This is a genomic window from Streptomyces sp. Ncost-T10-10d (assembly GCF_900091955.1).
GTDB lineage: Bacteria > Actinomycetota > Actinomycetes > Streptomycetales > Streptomycetaceae > Streptomyces.
Genome location: NZ_FMDF01000227.1, coordinates 146,261 through 169,480 on the forward strand (window position 1 = coordinate 146,261; position 23,220 = coordinate 169,480).

Consider the following 23,220-nt stretch of genomic DNA (forward strand, 5'->3'; position numbering starts at 1 on the left):
AGGAGATACGACCGTCATGCGCAAGAACCACCTCAAGCCCATAGCCGCCGTCACCGGCTGCCTCGCCCTCGCCGCCACCCTCTCCGCCTGCGGCGGCTCCTCGGCCGCCTCCGACGAGAAGGTCGTCACCGTCTACAGCGCGGACGGCCTCAAGGGCGAGAACGGCGACGGCTGGTACGACAAGGTCTTCAAGGACTTCGAGAAGAAGACCGGCATCAAGGTCAAGTACGTGGAGGGCGGCTCCGGCGAGATGGTGCAGCGCGCCGTCCGCGAGAAGTCCAACACCCAGGCCGATGTGCTGGTCACCCTGCCGCCGTTCATCCAGCAGGCCGACAGCAAGGGCCTCCTGACGGCGTACACACCGGCCGGCTCCGACAAGGTCGACGGCGCCGACAAGGCGTCCGACTCCAAGTGGACCTCCGTCGTCAACAACTACTTCGGCTTCATCCACAACAAGAAGGAGCTGAAGTCGGCCCCCACCACCTGGGAGGACCTGCTCGACGGAAAGTTCAAGAACAAGATCCAGTACTCCACCCCCGGAGTCGCCGGTGACGGCACGGCCGTACTGATCAAGGCCATGCACGACTTCGGCGGCAAGGAGCAGGCGATGGAGTACCTGAAGAAGCTCCAGGCGAACAACGTCGGCCCGTCCGCCTCCACCGGCAAGCTCGCTCCCAAGGTCGACAAGGGCGAACTGCTCGCGGCCAACGGCGACGTCCAGATGAACTACGCACAGTCCAAGGACATGCCGAACCTCGGCATCTGGTTCCCCGCGAAGGAGGGCGGCAAGCCCACCACCTTCGCCCTGCCGTACGCGGCCGGCCTGGTCGACAAGGCCCCGCACAGCGCCAACGGCAAGAAGCTGCTCGACTTCATGCTCTCCGAGCAGGCCCAGAAGGACGTCAGCGCGGTCGGCGGCGGCTTCTCGGCCCGTAAGGACATCGAGGCCACCGACGCCAACGCCATCGAGCTCGCCAAGCTGATGGACGGCGTGGAGATCTTCCAGCCCGACTGGTCGGACATCGGCACCAACCTGGACACGTACGTCGAGGCCTGGAAGTCGGCCACCGGCAGCTGACCGCAGGCCGGCGATTCACCTTGAGGAAAAGGGACTTCGGCGGATCATCGCGCAAAGGTAACGGGTCTGGACCACCCGGGGGGCGGCGCCGGGCGACCAGGCACCGACGACCAGGCACCGGGTGATTCGGCACCGGGCGTTCCGGCCGTATCGGCTGGTTGAACGGACGGCCTAAAATCGGGGATGTCGGCGCTGCACAACGCGGTGCCGCCGGCGTCCCCGCACACGGCGTACGGCAGGAGTCCCACATGGCAGAGCGCAAGCCGATCTCATCCTGGCTCACCGACATGGACGGAGTCCTGATCCACGAGGGGACGCCGATCCCCGGAGCGGATGCCTTCATCAAGCGGTTGCGGGACTCGGGGCTGCCCTTCCTGGTCCTCACGAACAACTCGATCTACACCGCTCGCGACCTCCACGCCCGCCTGGACCGCATGGGTCTCGACGTGCCGGTGGAGAATATCTGGACCTCTGCCCTGGCCACCGCCCAGTTCCTGGACGACCAGCGGCCCGGCGGCACGGCGTACGTCATCGGAGAGGCCGGGCTCACCACCGCCCTGCACGACATCGGCTACGTCCTCACCGACCACGAGCCGGACTACGTGGTCCTCGGAGAGACCCGTACATACAGCTTCGAGGCGCTCACCAAGGCGATAAGGCTGATCAACGGCGGCGCCCGCTTCATCTGCACCAACCCGGACGAGACCGGCCCGTCCGCCGAGGGCCCGCTGCCCGCCACCGGGTCCGTCGCCGCCCTCATCACCAAGGCCACCGGCAAGGCCCCGTATTTCGCGGGCAAGCCCAACCCGCTGATGATGCGCACCGGACTCAACGCGATCGGCGCCCACTCCGAGTCCAGCGCCATGATCGGCGACCGGATGGATACCGATGTGCTGGCCGGTCTGGAGGCGGGGATGCAGACGTTCCTGGTCCTCACCGGTCTCACCGCAATGGCGGATATCGACCGGTACCCCTTCCGGCCGTCCACGGTCGTCGATTCCATCGCCGATCTGGTCGACCTCGTCGACGTGAGCTGAGCCCGGCGGGGCGCCGGCCCGAGGGGGCGGGGGGAAAACGTTCCGAGGGGGCCTTGCCCGCCCGCCCCGCCCCCGTGCTCCTGCGGATGCGAAAAGCCGGAGCAGGCGTGAACCTTCCCTAAGGAGGTTCACGATGCGTTCGATACCCCTCACGTTCTGTGCCGTCGCGGCCGTCGCGGCGACCCTGGTGCCGGCTTCCGCCGCACTGGCCGAATCCGGGTCCGGCCAGACGGGCTCGGACTCCCGCACCGCACTCTCGGTGACCCCGCCCTCCGCCGCCCCGGGCGGCGACGTGGCCCTCAGGCTGGACGCCTGCGGGGGCAAGGAGGCCAGGGGCACTTCCGATGCCTTCGTCTCGGAGGCGCGCTTCTCGCCTGCCGCGGACGGGGGCCTCTTCGCGCAGGCCCGGATCAGCTCGGACGCCTCCCCGGGCGACCACGACATCCAGATCGTCTGTACGGACGACAAAGGCACCAAGGCATCCGGCAGGGTCACCGTGATGGACCGCGGCCGGGCCACGCCCCTCGCGCCGGTCAGCGCGGGCGGCGGCGGTACCGCCGTCCTCACCGACAAGGAAGCCCATCAGGACGGCCCAGGCGCCGTGCATGTGGTGATCGGTCTGGCCCTGGCTGCCGTCGCGGCCGCCGTCGTGGGGTTCCGCAGCGTGCGCCGTCGCCGCCCGGCCGAGGACTGACGTGTCCGCCCCCGACCGCCCCGAGGGTCGCGGTCGGCTGCTCACCGGAGTGGCCTGGGCAGTCCTGCTGATGGGCCTGTGGCTCTGGGGCCGCGACATCGCCGACGGCTCCGGCGCCAGTTCCGCCCCGACCACCGGCGACATCGCCGCGGTCGGGCGCCCGCTCGGCGTCCCGCTGCCACCGCCGCACGACCCGATCGAGGGCGCCGCGCCGGAGCGCGTCGAGGTCCCGTCGATCGGCATCGACGCGCCCGTGGTCGCCCGTGGCCTGGACAAGGACGGGGCGATCGAACCGCCGCCGTTCGACACGCCCCGGACCGTCGGCTGGTACGGCAGCGGCACCGAGCCCGGCGCGAAGGGTCCCGCCCTCTTCGTCGGCCACGTCGACACCGAGACCCAGCCGGCTGTCTTCTACGGGCTCAGCGCGGCCCGCCCCGGCGCCAGGGTCGAGGTGACCCGCGCGGACGGCAGGGTCGCCGAATTCACCATCGACGACGTCCAGGTCTTCACCCGGGAACGCTTCAACGCCGACAAGGCGTACGGCCCCCACAAGAACGGCCGCGCGGAACTCCGTCTGATCACCTGCGGCGGCACCTACGACCGGGCGGCGCACTCGTACGACGCGAATGTGGTCGTCTCCGCCTACCTGACCGGCGAGAAGTCCGCGGGGAGCGGCAGCGACTGACGACGCCGGTATCCGGCCCGGCCGACAGCCCTCTTCCCCCGGGGCGTCGGCCGGGCCGGTCCTCGACCGCGGCGCACGGGTGCGGGAGCAGCCGGCGCCGGCACGGGGGGCCAAGGGGTGGACCGCGCCCGGCGCTCCATGGCGGCGAACCGCCGTGACTGAGAGCATTTCTGACGTACCGTCGACAATGGCTCACTCTCGGCTTCCGGGTGAACGGACAGAAGCCCTGTGCCAGGATGAAGGGGACGCGGCAGTGCACCGCCGTCGCACCCGAGGGGGAGTGGATGTACGGCAGCTGCAACGGCCGGTCGGGCATGGTGCGGGTGGGTGCGGTGGCCGCGGTCGGGGCCGTTCTGCTGCTCGCGGGATGTTCCTCCTCGTCCGGCTCGTCCGGCTCGTCCCCCGGTTCCGGCGGTGCGGGGAAGGATGCCGGTGCCATCGGTCAGCGTCCCCGGGGCAGCGACCCGTACTGGGTCAACCCGGACGGGAATGCGGCCAGGCAGGTCGCCACGTACACGAAGGACGGCGACGAGGAGAACGCCGGCCTGATCGAGAAGATCGCGCGGCAGCCCGTCGGCGAGTGGATCGGCCCGGACGATCCGGAGGCCGAGGTGAAGGGCTTCACGGAGGCGGCCGAGAAGGCCGGCCGGGAAGCGCTGCTGGTCCTCTACAACATCCCGCACCGCGACTGCGGCCAGTTCTCCAAGGGCGGCGCCGCCGACGGCAATGCGTACCGGGCCTGGCTGGACGGCGTCGCCAAGGGCATCGGTGACCGGCGTGCCACGGTGATCCTGGAGCCGGACGCGCTGCTGCACATGGTCGACGGGTGCACGCCGCAGGAGTTCCACGAGGAGCGGTACGACCTGCTGAAGGGGGCCGTCGAGCGGCTCGGGCAGCAGCCGGACACCCGCGTCTACATGGACGCCGGCAACGCCGGCTGGCGCACCCCCGACGCGCTCTTCCAGCCGCTCCGGCGGGCGGGCATCGCAGCGGCCGACGGATTCGCTGTCAACGTCTCCAACTTCCAGACCACGGAGGCCAGTACGGACTTCGGCAGGCAGCTCTCGGCGAAGGTCGGCGACAAGCCGTTCGTCATCGACACCAGCCGCAACGGCAACGGCCCGTACAGCGGGGGCGCGCCCGAGGAGAACTGGTGCAACCCGCCCGGCCGCGCGCTCGGCGAGACGCCGACGACCGACACGGGTGACGAACTGGTCGACGCCTACCTCTGGGTCAAGCGGCCCGGCGAGTCCGACGGTGACTGCAAGGGCGGCCCGAAGGCGGGCGATTGGTGGCCCGAGTACGCGCTGGGGCTGGCCCGGGCGTCGAAATAGGGTGCGGGGCGCCCCGAATCACCGGACGCCCCGCCCCGGGGACCCGCACTTATGGCACGTCGACCCACGTCGCGTCGGACGGCGTCCCCCTGTCGTCCGTCACGAACAGCATGTACCACCCCGACGGCACCAACGCCCGGTTCCCCGGCACCGTCACCGTGATCCCGCCCGCCGTCCTCTTCAGGCCCAGCGCCACCGACCGCTGGTCGGTGTCCGTGACATGGGTGACCGCACTCGGCCGTATCAGCTTCGCCGAGGTGATCGGCGCCCCGTGCGCCGTCGTGAATCTGCCCGTGCCGCCGCGTCGGACGGTCTTCGGTCCGGCCGTCAGCTCCGGGCGCGAACCGCGGTACCTGTACGGCGGCGTGTAGATCTCGATGCGCTGCTCGAAGACGCCCGGCCGGGTGTTCGCCCGGTCCGCGTAGAGCGAGTCCGAGCCGAAGACCATGACCCGGCCGTCGGGGAGGAGTACGGAACCCGAGTGGTAGTTGCGGCCCACCGCCGGGTCGGCGACCCGCTTGTACGTGTCCGTCCTCGGGTCGTACAGCCGGGCCTGCAGCACATTGGACCCACCGCGCCCGCGGTAGTCGTGGGAGCCGCCGGTGACCAGCAGCGAGTCGTCGGGGAGGAGGGAGGCGCTCGGATAACGGGTGCCTTTCTCCAGCGAGGCGCCGTCCCGGAACCTCGGGGAGGGGTCCTTCAGGTCGACCAGACGTGACTTCGCGCTCGACCTGTCGGACTCGCCGACCCCTCCACCGCCGATGACCATGAACTTCTCGTCCTGGGCCGGGGGCAGCCGTACCGTTGCCGAGGTCTCCATCTCGTCGGCGTCGCTCAGGCCGGGGATCTTTCTGAAACTGTTCGTCGTCAGGTCCCAGATGCCGGGCTCGCGGCCGACATCGGCGGGGCCGTATCCGGCGTTCGAACCGGAGTAGAAGAGCTTCCCGTCGTTCAGCAGGAAGACCGCGGGGTACGTGGGGAACCTCCGGACGATGCCGGTGTACTGCCACTTCCTGGTCTTCGGGTCGTAGATCTCGTCCTTGCCGGGGACGATCTGCCCGATCTCGTCCAGTCCGGAGAGGGCGAGGACACTGCCGTCCCGGAGGGTGGTCAGCGTCGGGTACCAGCGCGCCTCGTTCATCGGGTCGACGGTGATGTACTTCTCCGCCACCGGGTCGAACTCGAAGGCTTCCCGGATGCCCTGGAAGTCCTTCTTGTCGAGGGCGAGCTTCTGCGCGATTCCGTACACGTTCCGTGCGTCGGAGCCGGTCAGGCCCGCGATCCGGTAGTTGTCCTCGGTGCCCGTTCCGTACTCCTCACCGGATTTCCGTGCCTCGACATAGATCCGGCCGAGGCCGGCGTCGTTGCGCAGGAACGCGCCGGTCCTCCGGTCGAAGACCTTGGTGGCCCTCTCGACCAGCACCGGATCCTTGGAGACGAACGTCCTGCCGTTCGCGCTGCCCGTGAACCGAGTGCCCGCGGGCAGGGTGATCGGCTTGTCCGGGTCCTCGTTGTGGACGATCATCAGCCCGCCGGCCTTGGTGACATCGCCCTTGAGCTTCTCGTAACGCCTGGTGCCGCCGGCTATGAGCAGCTTGCCGTCGGGCAGCTGGGTGTGACCCGAGCAGAACATGTCCTTGGGCGTGGGTATGTTCTTGAACTCATCGGTCTTCGGGTCCCACAGCACCGAGCGGAAGCTCTTCGCGTCGAAGTTCTTCCGGTTGTTGCCGGAGCCCGCGACGAGCAGCACCTTGCCGGTGTGCAGCAGGGCCGCGTGGATCGTATTGATCCGGTACCCGGAAGGGATGTCCAGGAAGTCCCAGTGGCCGTTCGCGGCCGTGTAGTCCGGCTTATTGATCTTGTACTCGTGGTAGCGCTCGCTGCTGAAGCGGTACACCCACGGCCCGTTCGCTCCCGAGAGTGCCAGGACCACCGCCGTACTGATCGCCATGCGGCGGGTACGGAGACTCGGACGGTACTTCATCGTTCATGTCCCCCAAGAGCGGTCTGCATGGTCTGTTCGTCCTCGGCCCGCTCGGGATCGGCCTGTATGCGTGCCGGCTGCGGGAGTGGGGTGGTGCGGCGCTTCCGCTTCTCCGTGCGGACGGTGTACTGCCAGCCGAGGATCGGTGCCGCGGTGATCAGCAGCGCCATGGCGGCCCAGGTGAGCATCGCCGGATGGCTGTGTCCGCGTACGAAGGAGGCGGCGATGGAGCCGCCGAAGACCACAATGAAGACGAGGTGGATCCGGAAGGTGCCGAAGAGGGTGTCCGGGCTGGACGAGTCGCCCTTGGGTGTCACCACGAACGAGCTCTTGCGGCGCAGCACGGCATCCAGCAGCGAGCGTGCGTAGACCGGGGCGGAGAGCGCGGACATCATCATGCCGGCCAGGCCGCCGGAGCCCTCGGGCTCGTGCGGTGAGACATTGTGCCGCCGGTTCCAGATGTACAGGCCGATCTGGAGCGCCGAGGCATTGCCGTACAGCATCATCCAGACCGTCGGGTCGATCTGCACGCCCGAGGCGCCCATCCCCAGGAACAGTGCGCAACTCAGTGCCGCGAGGATCCAGTTCAGGGCGGACATCGGGTAGAAGATGATCATCATGGTGTAGTTGAAGAGCTTGCCCACGGGGAGCGAGAAGAGGCCCCTCCCGTACTGCTTGAGGATCGTCTCGTACGTTCCCCGTGACCAGCGGAGCTGCTGGGTGAAGAAGTCCGTCCACGCGGTCGGGCCCTCGCCGACGGCCAGCACGTCCGGGGTGTAGACCGAGCGCCACTTGCGGCCGGTCCGCGGATTGCGGGCGCGGTGCATCTCGAAGCCGGTCGCCATGTCCTCGGTGATCGAGTCGTACAGGCCGCCGATCTGCTTGAGGGCCGAGATCCGCACCGCGTTGCTGGTGCCGACGAACATCGGGGCGCCGTAGCGGTTGCCCGCGCGCTGGATCAGTGCGTGGAAGAGGAACTGCTGGGACTCGGCGGCCTTGGTGACCAACGTGTCGTAGTTGCCGTAGACCTGCGGGCCGATGACGAAGCCGACGTCCGGGTCGCGGAAGTAGCCGAGCATCCGCTCCAGATAGTTGGGCAGCGGTACGTGATCGGTGTCGACGGAGGCGAAGAAGTCGTACGCGCCGCCGTGCGCGTCCAGCCAGGCGTTGTAGTTGCCGTGCTTGGTCCTCGCGCGGTGCGCACCCTCGGCCCGGTTCCAGCGCGCGACGCCCTTGCGGGTGAAGTGGTGCACCCCGAGCCGGACGCAGACCTCTTTCACGGCCGGGTCGTCGCCCTCGTCGAGCAGCCAGACGTGCACCGTCCCGCGGTGCCGGATGCGGACCGCGGCCCGGAGGGTCTTCTTCACCATCGCCAGGGGCTCCTTGCCCGGGACGAAGGAGGTGAGGAAGGCGACCCTGGTGCCGGTCTCCGGTACGACCGGGACCGGGTCGCGCGCGACCAGCGTCGCGTGCGCGTTCGACAGGACGTTCAGCGTGCGGAAGAGCTCGATCAGGCCGATCGAGACCAGCATCACGATGTCGAGGACCAGCAGCGTGTCGTTCTTGAGGTTCGGGTCGCGCCGGGTCCAGTGATCCGGCTGCATGAGCCAGACGAACAGACCGAGCGAGACGAGGGGCGCGGCGCCCAGCAGGAGCGCCGCGCGGATTCTGTGCGGCTCCTGCGAGAGCAGCGAGCGGTACTGCACCCGGTACGGTCTGCCCGGATCGGGCCGGGTCAGCGGGCCGGCGAGCCGGCTGTAGTGCTCGTAGTCGTAACGTGGCAACGCATTCTTCGGGTGCCGCCGTCGTTCCCCGGTCCTCGGCTGCGCCGGTATCCGGAGCTGAGTGGTCCGGGAAGGGTCGTTGTTCTGCTGCCGGGCGCCTGTCGGCGTCGACGTCATGGGTCATCCCCCTGCACGCGTGGTCAGTGCGTGGTTGGTCGGTCGTCTCGGCCACGGCGATTCCCTGTCGGTCGCCGCGGACGACATCAATGGCGGGCGACTTTCCGCTCAGACACGGAACGGCGCCCTTCCGGCTGTCCGGTGCCTCCCCGGCATCTGTCCCTGAGCGGGGCCCCCACCCCACGTAGCGGACAGCCGGAGACGTCCCCCTCTGCATCCCCCAACTGCACGGCACATCAGCCTGGTTGGAGCTGACGACCTCTAGACAGGTTGTCCGACCCCGGTCCCGATCGCAAGGGTGAAAAGGGTGGGTTGCCAGTCATGTGTTCGATTTGTGGAGCCCTTGCGGAAGGGGTGCGCGGAGGCGTAAGCGAAGGCTCTTCGGGCCTCTGGGTGACGGGGTGGTGACTGTGTGGCAGCCGTATGCCGCTTGCGGGTCCCGTGAAAGTGGCGATGCGGGGGGTGTGAACGAGCAAGGCCCCCTCACGTGTGGTGAGGGGGCCTTGACTCTGCGTGCGCCGCCAGGGACTCGAACCCCGGACCCGCTGATTAAGAGTCAGCTGCTCTAACCAACTGAGCTAGCGGCGCCTGCTGACCTGAAGAACTCTACCCGAAGGTGAGGTGTGCTCCCGACCATTTCCGGTCCCTCACGGCCTGTCGGATGGTCGTTTTTTCTCTTCTGTCCGTCAAAATGCGATATGTCAGGAGAGTCGAGACACTGGCGCCCGTGCAGATGCGCCGAAGGATCTTGACGAGTGAGGAGGGGAATCGCATGACTGTGCCGGCTTTCGAGGAGTACGTACCTGCCAGTGACTGCACCTGTGCGGGATGCGCCGCACAACGGCGCACTGCCGCCGGCGCCCTGCCCGTGCGGTACGGAGGTCATCCGGCCGCACATGGCGCGCGCCGCGCGCTGGTGCTGGTCACCGCGGCCGGAGTGGTGCTGAGCACCGGCGTGGCCGAGGCGGCGCGTGCGCCGGGCGGCCGGGCGGCGGAGGCGACCGGAGCCGCCCGTACGGACGAGGCGACGATGTCGGTGGACCCGGAGACCCTGGCCGACGAGGACGACCCGCTCGCCCCGGTCGACCGGGATCCGGACAGTCCGCAGGGCGGCCCGGGGCCGCTGCGGGGCACGGGGGCGTCGGGCCCGCCCTCGTCCACCGGGACCACATTGCGCAAGACCAGCCGGGCCGCGATCATCAACCGCGCGAAGAAATGGGTGTCCGCGCAGGTTCCGTACAGCATGAACAAGTACTGGTCCGACGGCTACCGGCAGGACTGCTCCGGCTATGTGTCGATGGCCTGGAACCTGCCCGGCAACGAGTGGACCGGCAGCCTCGCCACCTACGGGAAGAAGATCGCGCGGGCGAAGCTGCAGCCCGGCGACATCCTGCTCTTCCACAATCCGGCCGACCCCACGAAGGGCTCGCACGTCACGATCTTCGGCGGCTGGACCAACTCCACGCACACCCACTACACGGCGTACGAGCAGACGAAGCCGCACACCCGCAAGCAGACGACGCCCATGGCGTACTGGACCAACTCCGCCAAGTACGTCGCGTACCGCTACAAGTCGCTCAGCAGCGACAGCGGAGTGTCGACGAAGGCGTTCCCGGGCGCCGGGAAGTTCGGTACCGGAGTCAGCAACACATACGTCACCCAGCTCGGGAAGATGCTCGCGGACCGGGGTGGCAAGCGCTTCTACAAGGTCGGCCCCGGGCCGGGCTGGGGCGACGCCGACCGGCGCGCGACCCGGGCTTTCCAGCAGGCTCAGGGCTGGAAGGGCAAGGAAGCGGACGGCATCCCCGGCCCCGACACCTGGCACCGCCTGGCCAACGGGACCGGTCGCGACATTCCCGCCGCCGGAAGCGGGAGCGGCCGGGGCGATTCGAACCCGGCTTCGAAGTTCCCCGGGCGGGGCTATTTCCGGCCCGGTCGGTCGAACGGCCATGTCGACAGGCTCGGCAAGCAGTTGGTGAAGAAGGGATACGGCAAGCACTACCAGTCGGGACCGGGGACCCGCTGGACCGAGGCGGACCGGCGCAATGTCGAGGCCTTCCAGCGGGCCCAGGGCTGGCGGGGCGGAGCGGCCGACGGCTACCCCGGCCCGGAGACCTGGCGACGACTCTTCGCGTGACAGAACGGACATGACGGAGGCGGGAATGGGATCCACGGTGTCGGACAGCTCCGGAACCCCGGAGAACGCGAGGGAACGGGAAGGGAGGCGGGAGCAGGGGGAGACGCCGGTGCGGGTGTGGAGTCCGGACCGGCTGAAGGCGTGCGACGGGGCGGGGAAAGCGGGCGAGGAGACGGCTCCGGATCCGGGGAGCGGTGCGGGGGCGGCTTCGGGTTCGGGTAACGGTGCGGGCCCGGGGGCCGTCCCGGACGGGGAGCCGGGTGCCGGTCCCGACTCGGTGGTCGACCTTGTGCTGGACCTGGTCCCGGGTGGGGCCGTGGACTCCGCAACCCTCGGTGCGACCTCGGCCTCGGTATCGGTTCCGGCCGTGGGCGCCGCTCCCGTCCCGGACGTCGCGCCCGCTCCGGCCCTGACCGACCACCGCACCGGGCCCGGTTCCGGCACCCCGTCCCCGTCCTCGTCCACGAACCGGGTCGTTCCCGACATCGTCTTCGACCCCCTCCCCGTCGCCGGGGGTGACGGGGCCGGGCAGTCCGCCGACGCCCCACGGAGGACCGAGCGGCATCACGCGGTCATCGCCCATGAGCGGCCCGCCACCATCCCCGTGCACCTGCTCTTCCGTGAGGGCTCCGAGCGCGCAGACGCGGCCGCGCTCCCTGCAGGTGTGATGCGGAGGGGGGACGACGGTGACGAGCCGGCGGCGGGGGTGCCTCAGCCGCCCGTGCCGAGGGGGCCGCAGGTGCCGCCCCCGACGCGGCCGGCGCCGGTCGGTGATCCACAGCTTGCCGAGCGGCCGGGGCCCGCGCTGCCCGGCTGGGTGGCACTGCTCGCCGGGCTGGCCGGGATCGTTGCCGGTGGTGCTGTCCTCTGGTGGGTCGGCGCGCTGCCCGCCGCCGCGCTCGCCCGGTTCGGGATCGGCTCGCGTCCGTACGACGGGATCGGTTCCGGCGTCTGGGCGGGCCTCGCCGCGCTGGTGATGGTGGTGATCTTCGCGCTCGGCGGCCTGGGCCGCGGACGGGCCGGGTACGCCTGGGTGCTGACGCTCTTCGGCGAGTACCGGGGGAGTGTGCGGCGGACCGGGCTGATGTGGATCAGCCCGCTGCTGCTGCGTCGCCGGGTCGACGTACGCCTGCGGCACTGGCGCAGCGAACCGCTCCCCGCCGTGGATGCCAACGGTACGGCGCTGCGCGTCGTCGTCCTCGTCGTCTGGCGGATCAGGGACACCGTACGGGCGACGCTCGGGGTCGCGGACCACGAGGCGTATCTGCGTGAGCAGGTCGAGGCGGCGATGGCCCGGGTCCTCTCGCAGCTGCCCGCCGACGCCTTCCAGGAGGACGCGCACACCCTGCGCGACGCGGAGGCCGTCGGTGATGCCCTGACCCGGATGCTGAAGGCGGACTGCGAACCCGTCGGCGTCGAGGTCTACTCGGCGCAGCCGACCGGAATCGAGTACGCACCGGAGGTCGCCGCGGCCATGCAGCGCCGCCGGATCGCCGCCATCGACGCCAAGCATCGTGACAGTGTGCTGACTTCGGTGGTTGACGCCGTGGACGACACTGTCAACCGGCTGACCTCGAGGGGGCTCGTGGAGCTGGACGACTACGAACGGAAGGCGCTGGTCAAGGACTTGACGGTGGCCTTCTACACCGGACGCAGTGGCGGGGAGGGCGCCTGAGGGCTTCCGGGGGCGCTCCGGTGGCGAAGCGGAATCCAGCTCCCATTGGTCTGGACATGTTCATGTCGCGTCAATAATCTAAGGCTTGGTCTAGACCGCAGCACATGCGCGCAGCAGGGCTCATGGAACCTCCCCCACGTTCTTGAGGAGCGACAGCAATGCGTAAAAGGGCAAGCGCGGCCGTAGTCGGCCTGGCGATAGCGGGCGTCTCGATGTTCGCGACGGGCAGTGCCGGCAGCCACGGCTACACCGACAACCCCATCAGCCGCCAGAAGCTCTGCGCCAATGGCACGGTGACGGGCTGCGGCAACATCCAGTGGGAGCCGCAGAGCGTCGAGGGCCCCAAGGGCTTCCCGGCGGCAGGGCCGGCCGACGGCAGGATCTGCTCCGGCGGCCACTCCGAGTTCGCCCAGCTCGACGACCCGCGCGGCGGCAACTGGCCCGCCACCGATGTCACCGCGGGGCAGGGCTTCAGCTTCCGCTGGCAGTTCACCGCGCGCCACGCCACGACGGACTTCCGCTACTACGTCACCAAGAACGGCTGGGACCCCACCAAGCCCCTCACCAGGGCGGACCTGGAGCCGCAGCCCTTCATGACGGTGCCGTACGGCGGCAAGCAGCCCCCGTCGACCCTGACCCAGCAGGGCACCATCCCCACCCAGAAGACCGGGAAGCACATCATCCTGAGCGTCTGGACCATCGCGGACACGGCGAACGCGTTCTATGCGTGCTCCGATGTTCAGTCTGACGTGTAGTCAGTTACCGTGCGGCGCCATGGGGAGCGCAGGCACCGTCGCGGAGCTCGTACAGCGCCAATGGGGCGACCACCGGCCGGGACTGAGATCTGAGGACACCGTCCTCAGCCATCACCAGGTCGCCTCGGGTGCTGCCGCACGGGCCGCGCTCCTGGCGGATCTGCTGCCGGCGGGCAGCGAACCGCACCTCGGGGTACTGCTGGACAACACCCCTGAATTTGCGCTCTGGTTGAGTGCGGCGGCCCTGGCCGGGGTCGCCGTCGCCGGTATCAACCCCACCCGGCGCGGCGCCGAACTGGCCCGCGACATCCTGCACACCGACTGCCGCGTCCTGGTGACCGAACGCGCGCATCTCTCGCTGCTCGACGGCCTGGATCTTCCGGGTGTGCGGGTGCTGGTCACCGACACCGATGCGTACGCCGAACTGCTCGCCCCGTACGCAGGAGCGAAACCGGGTGACACGGTCCTGGCCGAAGTCGGGCCCGGAACACGGATGCTGCTCTACTTCACCTCGGGCTCGACCGGTGCACCCAAGGCCGCGATCTGCTCCCAGGGGCGGCTGGCGGCGGCCGGGCGGTCCCTCGTCGATCACTTCGGCGTCCGGCGCGAGGACGTCCACTACATCTGCATGCCGATGTTCCACGGCAACGCGGTGATTGCCGACTGGGCGCCCGCGCTGGCCGGCGGGGCCGCGGTCGCGCTGCGCCGCCGCTTCTCGGCCTCCGGTTTCCTCGATGACGTACGGGCGCACGGGGCTACGTACTTCACCTATGTCGGCCGCGCCGTGCAGTATCTGCTGGCCACCCCCGAGCGCCCGGACGACCGTGAGCACCCGCTGCGGCTCGGCTTCGGCACCGAAGCCGGTGCGGTGGACGCGGCCCGTTTCCGGGAGCGGTTCGGGGTGCGGCTGGTCGAGGGCTACGGCTCCTCCGAGGGCGGCGCGGCGATCCAGCGGACCCCGGACACCCCGAAGCATGCGATCGGGAAGGCGGCGTCGCGCGACGATCTCGCGGTCGTCGACCCGGAGACCGGCGAGGAGCGGGCCGCCGCGGTCTTCGACGAGTCCGGAAGGCTGACCAACGGGGCGGACGCGATAGGTGAGTTGGTCAACCGGGGCCGTACGCCCTTCGAGGGGTACTGGCGCAACGCGGCGGCGGACGCGGACCGGGTGCACGGCGGCTGGTACTGGACCGGGGACCTCTTCTTCCGCGACGCCGACGGCTTCCTCTACTTCGCGGGTCGTACGGACGACCGGCTGCGGGTGGACAGCGAGAACCTGGCCGCCGCGGTGATCGAGAACATCCTGGCCCGCTGGCAGGACGCGGCGGCCGTGGCGGTGTACGCGGTGCCGGACCCGGTCGCCGGTGACCAGGTGATGGCGGCGCTCGCGATGCGGGAGGGCACCGGCTTCGACCCGTCCGCCTTCGCCGCGTTCCTCGGGGAGCAGACGGACCTGGGTACGAAGATGGCCCCCCGCTTCGTACGCATCGTCCCGGCGATGCCGGTGACGGCCACGAACAAGGTGCACCGGGTGGGGCTGCGCCGCGAGGGGTTCTGGTGCGGGGGACCGGTGTGGTGGAACGGCGCCCGGGGCGGGTACGAAGCGTTCGGCGAGGAACAACTGGACCGCCTGCTGGGCGAGTTCGAAGCACACGGGCGAGACGGCCTGCTGCCCTCGATCTCCCCCATGGCCTGAAGGGCATGGGAGGCACCCCTCGACGGGCTTGAGGATCGAGCCCGTCCGGCGACCGACGGCAGAACGCTCTTCAAGCCATCGTGTCCCGGTCACGCCCGGAAAGGCGTGACCGGGACAGTCATTTCCCGCAACCGGATGTCAACTCGTCACACGATCTGGATGGCGACGACCTTCGGGGGGTAGTTCGGGAAGGTGATGTCGTGCCAGCGCTCGATCTTCACCGAGTCACCGTTGGCGTCGTAGTAGATCAGGTCGTTGTTGCCCGTGGAGATCCGGTCGACCCACCACCCGCCGAAGTCGGTCTTCCCGCCATTCGCGTAGCAGTCGACGCTCTCACGGCCATCGAGGTGCGACCAGATCTTCAAGAAGTTCTCCCCGCCGACGCATTGGACGTGGTCGATGGCGAAGGCGTTACCGCTCGGCATGCTGACGGTGAGCGCGGCAGCCGTGGCGAGGGCCACGGCCATGGAACGCGCGGCCCTCTTGCTTTTCGAAAACACAGATTCTCCTTCACGCGAAGGCCGGCGCACGGGCCGACCCTGTCGGCGATATTGCGTCATGACGGAACGGTGCTTCGTCGAGCAGGCAACGGGATACGACCCGTCAGGCAGCCATGAGACCCCATCGGGCAGCTCGAACGATGCAGGCCCCACGCTACAAACGGAAGGAGGTCATACCGGCCGTAACCAGGGAAAACGCATCAAAAGGGTGATAACCCGAGGTAAAGCCGTGGCGTACGGTCGAAAAAGCCCGAACCCTCGCCGGCCCCGCCCCACTCGCCGCTCCGGCAGCGTGCTGACGGGCCCGGCAGGCGGTGGAGCCGATGTGCACGTCCCACTTGAGAGGAATCCGAACCCCATTCTGAAGCGATCAGCAATTCGTCAGGGCCGGCTCCTCCCGCGGCGTCACCGCGGACCTCCGCCGCAGCAGCGTCACGGCCAGCACCGCCCCCGCCAGCAACAGTGCGGCCCCAGCCACCGAGGCGTACTGCATGCTGTGCACGAATGCCTCCCTCCCGACCGAGATCAGCGAACCGTCCCCCGTGGCCACCGCGCCCGGCAGCGTCTTGCGGGCCGCCTCCGGCGCCGAGCCCGGCATGTCCGCGGTGTAGACCGCCGTGGCCACCGCGCCCAGCAGGGCCATCCCCATCGCGCCGCCGAACTCCTGGCCTGTCTCCAGCAGAGAGGCCGCCGAACTCGCCTTCTCCGGTGGGGCGGTGGTCAGCGCCAGGTCCGAGACCAGCGCCATCACGGTGACGATGCCGCAGCTCATCACCGCGCTGCCGCCGAGCAGCAGCCACAGCGAGTCCGTACCGGTCAGCGCGAGTACGGCGAAACCGGCGGCGGCGATGACGAAACCGGCGCAGACGACTCGCGTACGGTCGGTCCGCTGGGCGATCGCCGTGGCCGTCGGGGCCGCAGCACCCACCGCCAGTGACGGGGCCAAGCTCCACAGCGCGGCCTCCATGGTGCCCATGCCGAGCACCGACTGCAGATACTGCGTGGTGAAGAACGCCGAGCCCATCATGGCGAAGGCGGCCAGCGAGTTCAGCCCGATTCCGGCCGCGAAGCCGCGGTCACGGAACAGTTCCCGGCTGATCATCGCGTCGCTGCGGTTGTGCTGGCGGCGGACGAAGAGCCGGCCGACGAGGAGCCCGGCGGCGATGACCAGTCCGTATCGCAGATCGAGCCCATGGGCGGCGCTCTCCTTGATCCCGTAGACGACGGGCAGCACGGCGCCCATCGACAGCGGCACGCTCAGGAAGTCGAACCTGCCGGGGTTCGGGTCCTTGAACTCCGGGACCAGCACCGGCACCAGGACCAGCAGCAGCACCATCGCCGGCACATTGATCAGAAAGACCGAGCCCCACCAGAAGTGCTGCAGCATGACCCCGCTGAGCACCGAGCCGAGCGCGATCCCGCCGGCCATGGCGCCCGACCAGATGCCGACGGCCCGGCCGCGCTGCCGCTCGTCGCGGAACATGTTCCGCACGAGACCCATCGTCGACGGCATCAGCGTCGCCCCGCCGATCCCGAGCAGCGCGCGGGCCGCGATCAGCATCTCGGGGCTGGTGGAGTACGCGGCCGCGACGGACGCGGTACTGAACGCGAACGCCCCGAGCAGCAGCAGCTTCCGGCGGCCGATCCGGTCGCCGAGCGAGCCCATCGTGATCAGCAGACCGGCCAGGGCGAAGGCGTACACATCGAAGATCCAGAGCTGCTGGGTGGCGCTGGGGGCGAGGTCCCGGTCGATGGACGGGATGGCGAAGAAGAGGACGGAGACGTCCATCGAGACGAGGAGGAGGGGCAGCAGGAGGACCACGAAGGCGGTCCATTCCCGGCGGCCGGCGAGGTGGCCGCGCTCGGCGGTGGTGCTCGTAGCGTTCGTCATGCCAGGAAATGTACGAGCGTTTAAAACACTTGTCTAGTACGAGTGTGTAAAACGTTCGTACATCTAGAGGGGCAGCAAAAAACGCACTGGGCGGTTCACGTGTGTACGTGAACCGCCCAGTGCGTTGTCTGTGCGCCGCCAGGGACTCGAACCCCGGACCCGCTGATTAAGAGTCAGCTGCTCTAACCAACTGAGCTAGCGGCGCCTGCTGACTAGAAAATAATACCTGCTCCCGAGGGTGCTGATGACACTCGGGCAAACGGAATGTATCGGGTCAAATCGATTCCCGTCCCGCAAAATCAGGCCCGAGGAGCAAAATCGAGCCCGTTTGGCGATTGAGGACGAAGCCGCCCCGGGGTACCCCGGTGGGCCTCGCCGAACCCTCGGCCCCCTGGTGCTGCGACCGGAAAGGTTCACCGGCTCGCGACGCCCGGCACGGCACCTCGCCGCGTTGTCGCATCACCCGAGTACATCCAGTACGCGGGCAATGCTCCGCCTTGCGATGCACCGCACCGGACACCGCGAGCTTTCCGGCAAACCTTTCCGGTCACAGCACCTAGAGCGCCAGCGACAGGAGCACGGGTGCCGCCCGCCGGTTCAGCGTGGCTGCCGCTGCGCGCAGGCGATGCGCGTCCTCGACCGGCAGGGACAGTGCAAGGCAACCCGCCGACGACCCGGCCGTCAGCGGTACCGCCGCGCACACCGTGCCGACCGCGTACTCCTGGAGGTCGAGCACCGGGACCGTCGCCGGCTGGCTGTCCAGCTTGGAGAAGAGCACCTTCTCGCTGGTGATCGTCCGTGAGGTGAGCCGGGCCGTCTTGTGGCGCGAGAGGTGGTCGCGGCGGCCGTTCTGGTCGAGCTGGGCCAGCAGGCACTTGCCGACGGCCGAGGCGTGCGCGGAGGAACGGAAGTCCACCCACTCGTTGACCGCAGGGGTGCGGGGGCCGTCGGCGTACTGCGTGACGCGGATCTCGCCGTCGACGTACCGGCTGATGTAGACCGCCGCACCGACCGAATCGCGCAGCTGCGTGAGCATCTGCTGGAGCTTGGTCTCCAGCGCCTGTCTGCGGGCCGTACCGGAACCGAGGAGCAGCAGCGAGGCGCCGATGACATACGCGCCGTCGGTGACCTGCTCGACGTATCCCTCGCGGCGCAGCATCAGCAGCAAGGAGGTGAGATGCCCCATGGGCAGTCCCGTCTCCCGGGAGATCTCGGTGTCCGGCACGCCGTTGCCGTACCGGGAGACCGTTTCGAGAACACGAAGGGCGTACTGCACCGAATGGAACGGTGCGGTCGGTTCGGGCTTCAACGTCACGGTTTCCCCCCACCAGGTTGTGACCGCAGGCTCTGTCTTCACGATAGCCGCCAAGAGCCCTTTCCGGGGCGGCTGTTGGCGACTTGATGGGGCGCCCCGACGCCGTAAGCTGGGACGCGCCCGTCTGGCATATGCCAGGGTCATTGGCGTACGAGGAAGTGGCGAGGTCACAGCACTGCGGTGAGGAACTCGCGTGTGCGTTCGTGTGCGGGATCCGTGAAGATTTTTTCCGGTGATCCCGACTCGACCACACGTCCGGCATCGAACATCAGTACCGTCTCCGAGACGTCCCGGGCGAAGTTCATCTCGTGGGTCACGCAGAGCATGGTGATGTCGGTGTTCCTGGCGATGTCGCTCAGCAGCTCAAGCACACCCGCCACCAGCTCCGGGTCGAGTGCGGACGTCACCTCGTCCAGCAGCAGGATCTCCGGCTGCATCGCCAGCGCGCGGGCGATCGCCACCCGTTGCTGCTGGCCGCCGGAGAGCTGGGAGGGGTGTGCGTCGATCTTCCCGGCGAGTCCCACCAGGTCGAGCAGCTCACGGGCACGGGCCTCCGCCTCGTCGCGGTCCAGGCCCAGCACACTGACCGGGGCCTCGGTGATGTTCTGAAGCACCTTCATATGGGGGAAGAGGTTGAACTGCTGGAAGACCATGCCGATCTTCTTCCGGGCCTCGCGCAGATGCTTCTCCGTCGCCGGCCTCAGCGAGCCGTCGGGCGCCTTGGTGTGGGACAGCGGGTCGCCGTCCACCCAGATCACTCCGTCGCTGACCTTCTCCAGCGTCATCAGCAGCCGCAGGATGGTGGTCTTGCCCGAGCCGCTCGGCCCGATCAGGGTGACGTTCTCGCCGCGCCGTACCGAGAAGTCCAGCCCGTCCAGGACGACATGGTCGCCGTACCGCTTCACGACGTTGTCGAAGCGGACCAGCGGACGGCCGGTCTGCGACGTGGTGTGGGCCGGGGTGATGTCCACGGCGGCCGCGGGCGCCGTCTTCTGCAGGGGGAGAGGTTCAGTGGCCAAGGCGCTTCTCCAGCTTTCTCATCAGCAGCGAGGTGGGACAGCTCGCGACCAGGAAGACCAGTCCGGCGAGCGTGAACGCCTCGGTGTAGGCGAAGTGATCGGCGCCGTACTTACGGGCCTCGAAGACCATTTCCTGCACCGTGATCACAGCGAGGAACGGGGTCTCCTTGAACATCGAGATCGCGTAGTTGCCGAGGGCGGGCAGCACATTGCGCACCGCCTGCGGCAGGATCACGGCCTGCCAGGTCCGCCGCGGGGAGAGCGAGAGCGCCCGGCAGGCCTCCCACTGGCCCCTCGGCACACCGTCGATCCCGGCGCGGTACACCTCGGAGGTGTACGCGGCGTAGTGGATGCCCAGCACCACGATGCCGATCGTCAGCGGCTCAACAGAGGTGAACAGGGCGGCGGCGCCGACAAGTTGGACGAGCAGCGGGGTGGAGCGGATGAACTCCGTCACGGCCCGCACCGGCACCGTCACGAACCGGCTCGGGGCCCGTCCGGCGACCGCGATGGCGAGTCCGAGGACCGCGGCGACGAGCGTGCCGAGCACGGTCGCGAGCAGTGTGACCTCGAAACCTTCGAGTACCAGGGGAAGGACGTCCCGGGCGGCGTTCCAGTCGAAGCCGTTCACCGGGCACCTCCGGCCGTCGACGCGACGGCTTCCGCGGCGCTGCGGCTGCGCAGCAGCGAGCCCGCACCGGTCTGCAGACCGAGTCGCCGTTTGGCGCTCCGCTCCAGCAGATTCATCAGCAGGGTCAGCGCGTAGGCCAGGACGAAGTAGGCGACCAGCAGGGTCATGTACGCGGTGAGCGTCTCACCGGTACGGTCGCGGAGCTGCTGGATCACGGTCATCAGGTCGGCCGCGGAGATCAGCCACAGCAGCGGGGTGCACTTCAGCAGCTGGATCAGCAGATTGGTGAACGACGGGATCATCTGCACCCAGGCCTGCGGAAGGATCACCTTCCGCATCCGGCGCAGCGGCGTCAGGTTCAGCGCGACGGCCGCCTCGTACTGGGCGCGCGGCACGGAGTTGACCGCCCCCCGCACCACCTCGGAGCCGTACGCCCCGTAGTTGAGGCCGAAGGCGACGACGCCGCAGAGCAGCGGCGTCAGTTCGTACCCCGTCAGCGGCGGCATCGCGTAGTAGAGCCAGAACAGCTGGATGTAGAGCGAGGTGCCGCGGAAGAACTCCACGACCACGCGCGAGACACCGCGTAGCACCAGCAGCCGGCTGACCGACATCAGACCGAGGACGAACGACAGGAGCAGGGCGAGCAGCGCGCCCAGGACGGTGGCCCGGAGGGTCACCCACAGCCCCGAGCGCAACTGCGGCAGATCATCGAAGAAGGCGGAGAAGAAATCACTCATGCGGTGCGTTCCGTCCCCGTCAGCCCTTGCACAGATCGGCCGTCTTCAGGGTGGCCGGCGGGAGCTCGGCGGCCCCGAATCCGTACTCCCGGAGCAGGCCCGCATAGCGCGAACCGTCCGAGACGATCTTCTTCAGCTCGCGGTTGAAGGCGTCCCGCAGATCCTCGTTGCCCTTGCGGAAGACGGCGCCGCCGGGGCTGTACTGCTTCTTGCCGTCGAGCTCCGGCAGGAAGGCCTCGGTGACCTCGGTGTCGGGGTTCGTCCTCGCGAGCCAGCGCAGTGAGATGCCGGTGAGCAGGAACGCGTCGATCCGGCCGCCCTTGACCGCGTCGGCGCCGTCCTGCGGCTTCTGCAGCGACTTGATCCTGTCCTTGGAGATACCGGCACCCTCGGCGTACGAGCCCTCGACGGCACCCGACATCACGCCGACGGTGATTCCGGCGGCCTTCGCCGATGCCAGGTCCGTGACCTTCTTCGGATTGCCCTTCTTCACCATCAGCGCGGTCGGCGAGATGAACTCCGGCTCGGAGAAGACGGCATTGGCGCAGCGCTCCGGAGTGATCGCCATGCCGGCGCTGACCACGTCGTACTTGCCCGCCTGCAGCCCGGGGATCAGGCCGTCCCACTCGGAGAGCGTGGGCTTCAGTTCGTCGACGCCGAGCGCCTTGAAGATCTCCCGGTGCAGGGTGGGCGCCTCGCCCTTGAGCTGCTTGCCCTCCAGATAGCCGTACGGGGCCTCATTGGCGTACGCGACCCGGACGAAGCCCTGCTTGCGGAGCTTGTCGAGCGCCCCCGCGCCGTCCGCGGAACCGGCGTCTGTCTTGCTGCACGCGGAGAGCAGACCGGGAACGACGAGCAGGCCACCCACGGCCGCCGATCGATTGAGAAAGCCCCGGCGGGACAGGTTCGGGAAGTCAGCCATGGTTCGCAATCTCCTGGAGCGGTCGAACAGTCCGGACAGGAGGTGCGCCTGCCCGATCCCGTACGTCTATGCAGGAAGAGCCCTCCTGTGATCGAACGGTGACCGGAGTGCGACCTTCCCGTGTCCTGTTGCGGGCGGAGTGCGACGCCCGGTGCGCAGCGCGTATGTCCTTGCCTGGAACCGTTCATGACGCACCGTCATGCAGAGGCATCGACGAGGGGGAGGTGAACCGACCGGCAGGCCGGGCCCGTCGAGGTCACTCGCTCCGGTCCCGGACGGGGACGTACCCGCGCTGTTTGTCCACCACGTTCGGCAACGGCTCCCCGGCCGACCAGAGTTCGTACAGCTCCACGAACTGCTCGCCCAGCCGGTCCCGCCAGCCCGCTGTGTCACCGCTCATGTGCGGCGACACGATCAGATCCGGTACGTCCCAGAGCGGGCTCTGCGGCCCCAGCGGCTCCTGCTCGAACACGTCGAGCGCCGCGCCCGCGATCCAGCGCTTGCGCAGTGCGGCGACCAGATCATCCTCGACGACCATCGGGCCGCGCCCCACGTTGATGAATCGGGCCGACGGCTGCATCAGCCCGAAGAACCGCGCGTCGAACATGCCGCGGGTCGACTCCGTCAGCGGCGCCGCGCAGATCACCCAGTCGGCCAGGGAGGCCAGCCGGTCCAGCTCTGCCACGCCGTGAATGGTGCGCCGTGCCCGGCGCCCCACGAGCGCCACCTGGACCCCGAGGGCGATCAGCAGCCGGGTGATCTCCCGCCCGATCGGGCCCGCGCCGACGACCACCGCACGGCTGCCCGCGACCTGGGCGCTCTCCCTGTGGCGCCACAGCCGTCGGTGCTGGAGCTCCAGAGTGCCGGGGAGATCCTTGGCGAACGCCAGCACCAGGCCCGTCACATACTCGGCGATCGGCCGCTCGAAGATGCCCCGCGCATTGGTCACCACCGTGTCGGAGGCCGCGAGCTCCGGGCAGAGCAGCCGGTCCACGCCCGCGCTCGCCGTATGCACCCATGCCGGGCGCGGTCCGTCACCGGGCCAGGCGGCCCGCACCGCGTCGGAGGTGAAGTCCCACACCAGCAGTACATCGGCCTCCGGGAGCTGTGCGGCGAGTCCGGCCTCGTCCGTATAGCGGACGGCGGCCCGGCCGGTCAGCCGGCCGAGACGCGGCGACGGGTCGGTGTCCAGGACGAGCAGGGTGGGCTCTGACATGAGAGACAGTCGC

At 69.1% G+C, this 23,220-nt stretch carries 19 protein-coding genes and 2 tRNA genes; 9 read left to right on the forward strand and 12 right to left on the reverse strand.

From position 1 onward, the window contains the following. Positions 1-16 precede the first annotated feature (16 nt). The 5 genes from GA0115254_RS41130 to GA0115254_RS41150 all read left to right on the forward strand — a co-directional run bounded on the left by GA0115254_RS41130 (position 17) and on the right by GA0115254_RS41150 (position 4,828). Entirely contained in the window at positions 17-1,078 is a 1,062-nt protein-coding gene (locus GA0115254_RS41130; RefSeq protein WP_093900351.1) for a 2-aminoethylphosphonate ABC transporter substrate-binding protein, read from the forward strand. Between the two features lie 248 nt (positions 1,079-1,326). After that, positions 1,327-2,115 carry an HAD-IIA family hydrolase gene (locus GA0115254_RS41135; RefSeq protein WP_093900352.1) on the forward strand — a complete coding sequence of 263 codons (789 nt, stop codon included), beginning with the start codon at positions 1,327-1,329 and terminating at the stop codon, positions 2,113-2,115. Positions 2,116-2,248: 133 nt separating this feature from the next. After that, complete coding sequence (locus GA0115254_RS41140; RefSeq protein WP_093900353.1) at positions 2,249-2,809, forward strand: hypothetical protein; 561 nt, start codon at positions 2,249-2,251, stop codon at positions 2,807-2,809. Position 2,810: 1 nt separating this feature from the next. Continuing rightward, complete coding sequence (locus GA0115254_RS41145) at positions 2,811-3,494, forward strand: class F sortase (RefSeq protein WP_176740504.1); 684 nt, start codon at positions 2,811-2,813, stop codon at positions 3,492-3,494. Positions 3,495-3,778: 284 nt separating this feature from the next. Beyond that, positions 3,779-4,828, forward strand: coding sequence for a glycoside hydrolase family 6 protein (locus GA0115254_RS41150; protein ID WP_093900440.1), 1,050 nt, complete (start codon positions 3,779-3,781; stop codon positions 4,826-4,828). Between the two features lie 49 nt (positions 4,829-4,877). Here GA0115254_RS41150 and GA0115254_RS41155 read toward each other — a convergent pair whose 3' ends face one another. The 3 genes from GA0115254_RS41155 to GA0115254_RS41165 all read right to left on the reverse strand — a co-directional run bounded on the left by GA0115254_RS41155 (position 4,878) and on the right by GA0115254_RS41165 (position 9,301). Then, positions 4,878-6,812, reverse strand: a complete 1,935-nt coding sequence (locus tag GA0115254_RS41155) for a radical copper oxidase GlxA (protein WP_093900354.1) — start codon at positions 6,810-6,812, stop codon at positions 4,878-4,880. After that, positions 6,809-8,713, reverse strand: coding sequence for a glycosyltransferase family 2 protein (locus GA0115254_RS41160; protein WP_093900355.1), 1,905 nt, complete (start codon positions 8,711-8,713; stop codon positions 6,809-6,811). The genes GA0115254_RS41155 and GA0115254_RS41160 overlap by 4 nt, the downstream gene beginning before the upstream one ends. A gap of 514 nt (positions 8,714-9,227) precedes the next feature. Next, positions 9,228-9,301, reverse strand: a tRNA-Lys gene (locus GA0115254_RS41165). Positions 9,302-9,485: 184 nt separating this feature from the next. Here GA0115254_RS41165 and GA0115254_RS41170 point away from each other — a divergent pair. The 4 genes from GA0115254_RS41170 to GA0115254_RS41185 all read left to right on the forward strand — a co-directional run bounded on the left by GA0115254_RS41170 (position 9,486) and on the right by GA0115254_RS41185 (position 14,976). Continuing rightward, entirely contained in the window at positions 9,486-10,850 is a 1,365-nt protein-coding gene (locus GA0115254_RS41170) for a peptidoglycan-binding protein (protein WP_093900356.1), read from the forward strand. Between the two features lie 25 nt (positions 10,851-10,875). Then, entirely contained in the window at positions 10,876-12,525 is a 1,650-nt protein-coding gene (locus GA0115254_RS41175; RefSeq protein ID WP_256103078.1) for an SPFH domain-containing protein, read from the forward strand. A gap of 158 nt (positions 12,526-12,683) precedes the next feature. After that, the gene (locus GA0115254_RS41180; protein WP_093900358.1) at positions 12,684-13,280 is read left to right on the forward strand and encodes a lytic polysaccharide monooxygenase auxiliary activity family 9 protein; all 597 of its coding nucleotides are present in this window, start codon (positions 12,684-12,686) and stop codon (positions 13,278-13,280) included. A 19-nt stretch (positions 13,281-13,299) separates the two neighbouring features. Further along, positions 13,300-14,976 carry an AMP-binding protein gene (locus tag GA0115254_RS41185; RefSeq protein WP_093900359.1) on the forward strand — a complete coding sequence of 559 codons (1,677 nt, stop codon included), beginning with the start codon at positions 13,300-13,302 and terminating at the stop codon, positions 14,974-14,976. 146 nt (positions 14,977-15,122) lie between these two features. Here the strand turns inward: GA0115254_RS41185 and GA0115254_RS41190 are convergent, their stop codons facing one another. From GA0115254_RS41190 to GA0115254_RS41230, 9 genes are all read right to left on the reverse strand, one after another. Continuing rightward, complete coding sequence (locus tag GA0115254_RS41190) at positions 15,123-15,476, reverse strand: beta/gamma crystallin domain-containing protein (protein ID WP_093900360.1); 354 nt, start codon at positions 15,474-15,476, stop codon at positions 15,123-15,125. A 370-nt stretch (positions 15,477-15,846) separates the two neighbouring features. Then, a complete protein-coding gene (locus tag GA0115254_RS41195) occupies positions 15,847-17,367 on the reverse strand; it encodes an MFS transporter (protein WP_093900361.1) in 1,521 nt (506 codons plus the stop codon). A 131-nt stretch (positions 17,368-17,498) separates the two neighbouring features. Next, positions 17,499-17,572 (reverse strand) — tRNA-Lys (locus GA0115254_RS41200). Positions 17,573-17,923: 351 nt separating this feature from the next. Next, positions 17,924-18,682, reverse strand: a complete 759-nt coding sequence (locus GA0115254_RS41205; RefSeq protein WP_093900362.1) for an IclR family transcriptional regulator — start codon at positions 18,680-18,682, stop codon at positions 17,924-17,926. A 167-nt stretch (positions 18,683-18,849) separates the two neighbouring features. Further along, entirely contained in the window at positions 18,850-19,701 is an 852-nt protein-coding gene (gene ehuA, locus GA0115254_RS41210; protein WP_093900363.1) for an ectoine/hydroxyectoine ABC transporter ATP-binding protein EhuA, read from the reverse strand. Continuing rightward, positions 19,691-20,332, reverse strand: coding sequence for an ectoine/hydroxyectoine ABC transporter permease subunit EhuD (ehuD, locus tag GA0115254_RS41215; protein ID WP_093900364.1), 642 nt, complete (start codon positions 20,330-20,332; stop codon positions 19,691-19,693). The genes ehuA and ehuD overlap by 11 nt, the downstream gene beginning before the upstream one ends. After that, on the reverse strand, positions 20,329-21,069 hold the full coding sequence (gene ehuC, locus GA0115254_RS41220; RefSeq protein WP_093900365.1) for an ectoine/hydroxyectoine ABC transporter permease subunit EhuC: 741 nt from the start codon (positions 21,067-21,069) through the stop codon (positions 20,329-20,331). Before ehuC ends, ehuD begins: the two co-directional genes overlap by 4 nt. A 19-nt stretch (positions 21,070-21,088) precedes the next feature. Continuing rightward, the gene (ehuB, locus tag GA0115254_RS41225; protein ID WP_093900366.1) at positions 21,089-21,991 is read right to left on the reverse strand and encodes an ectoine/hydroxyectoine ABC transporter substrate-binding protein EhuB; all 903 of its coding nucleotides are present in this window, start codon (positions 21,989-21,991) and stop codon (positions 21,089-21,091) included. Between the two features lie 256 nt (positions 21,992-22,247). Further along, the gene (locus GA0115254_RS41230; RefSeq protein WP_093900367.1) at positions 22,248-23,207 is read right to left on the reverse strand and encodes a D-2-hydroxyacid dehydrogenase; all 960 of its coding nucleotides are present in this window, start codon (positions 23,205-23,207) and stop codon (positions 22,248-22,250) included. Between the last annotated feature and the right edge of the window lie 13 nt (positions 23,208-23,220).

What these genes read in the sequence shown, in the direction of transcription:
- GA0115254_RS41130 (WP_093900351.1), top strand. Translation starts at nt 17, where the DNA reads ATGCGCAAGAACCACCTCAAGCCCATAGCCGCCGTCACCGGCTGCCTC.
- GA0115254_RS41135 (WP_093900352.1), top strand. Translation starts at nt 1,327, where the DNA reads ATGGCAGAGCGCAAGCCGATCTCATCCTGGCTCACCGACATGGACGGA.
- GA0115254_RS41140 (WP_093900353.1), top strand. Translation starts at nt 2,249, where the DNA reads ATGCGTTCGATACCCCTCACGTTCTGTGCCGTCGCGGCCGTCGCGGCG.
- GA0115254_RS41150 (WP_093900440.1), top strand. Translation starts at nt 3,779, where the DNA reads ATGTACGGCAGCTGCAACGGCCGGTCGGGCATGGTGCGGGTGGGTGCG.
- GA0115254_RS41155 (WP_093900354.1), bottom strand. Translation starts at nt 6,812, where the DNA reads ATGAAGTACCGTCCGAGTCTCCGTACCCGCCGCATGGCGATCAGTACG.
- GA0115254_RS41160 (WP_093900355.1), bottom strand. Translation starts at nt 8,713, where the DNA reads ATGACGTCGACGCCGACAGGCGCCCGGCAGCAGAACAACGACCCTTCC.
- GA0115254_RS41170 (WP_093900356.1), top strand. Translation starts at nt 9,486, where the DNA reads ATGACTGTGCCGGCTTTCGAGGAGTACGTACCTGCCAGTGACTGCACC.
- GA0115254_RS41175 (WP_256103078.1), top strand. Translation starts at nt 10,876, where the DNA reads ATGGGATCCACGGTGTCGGACAGCTCCGGAACCCCGGAGAACGCGAGG.
- GA0115254_RS41180 (WP_093900358.1), top strand. Translation starts at nt 12,684, where the DNA reads ATGCGTAAAAGGGCAAGCGCGGCCGTAGTCGGCCTGGCGATAGCGGGC.
- GA0115254_RS41185 (WP_093900359.1), top strand. Translation starts at nt 13,300, where the DNA reads ATGGGGAGCGCAGGCACCGTCGCGGAGCTCGTACAGCGCCAATGGGGC.
- GA0115254_RS41195 (WP_093900361.1), bottom strand. Translation starts at nt 17,367, where the DNA reads ATGACGAACGCTACGAGCACCACCGCCGAGCGCGGCCACCTCGCCGGC.
- ehuC (WP_093900365.1), bottom strand. Translation starts at nt 21,069, where the DNA reads ATGAGTGATTTCTTCTCCGCCTTCTTCGATGATCTGCCGCAGTTGCGC.
- ehuB (WP_093900366.1), bottom strand. Translation starts at nt 21,991, where the DNA reads ATGGCTGACTTCCCGAACCTGTCCCGCCGGGGCTTTCTCAATCGATCG.
- GA0115254_RS41230 (WP_093900367.1), bottom strand. Translation starts at nt 23,207, where the DNA reads ATGTCAGAGCCCACCCTGCTCGTCCTGGACACCGACCCGTCGCCGCGT.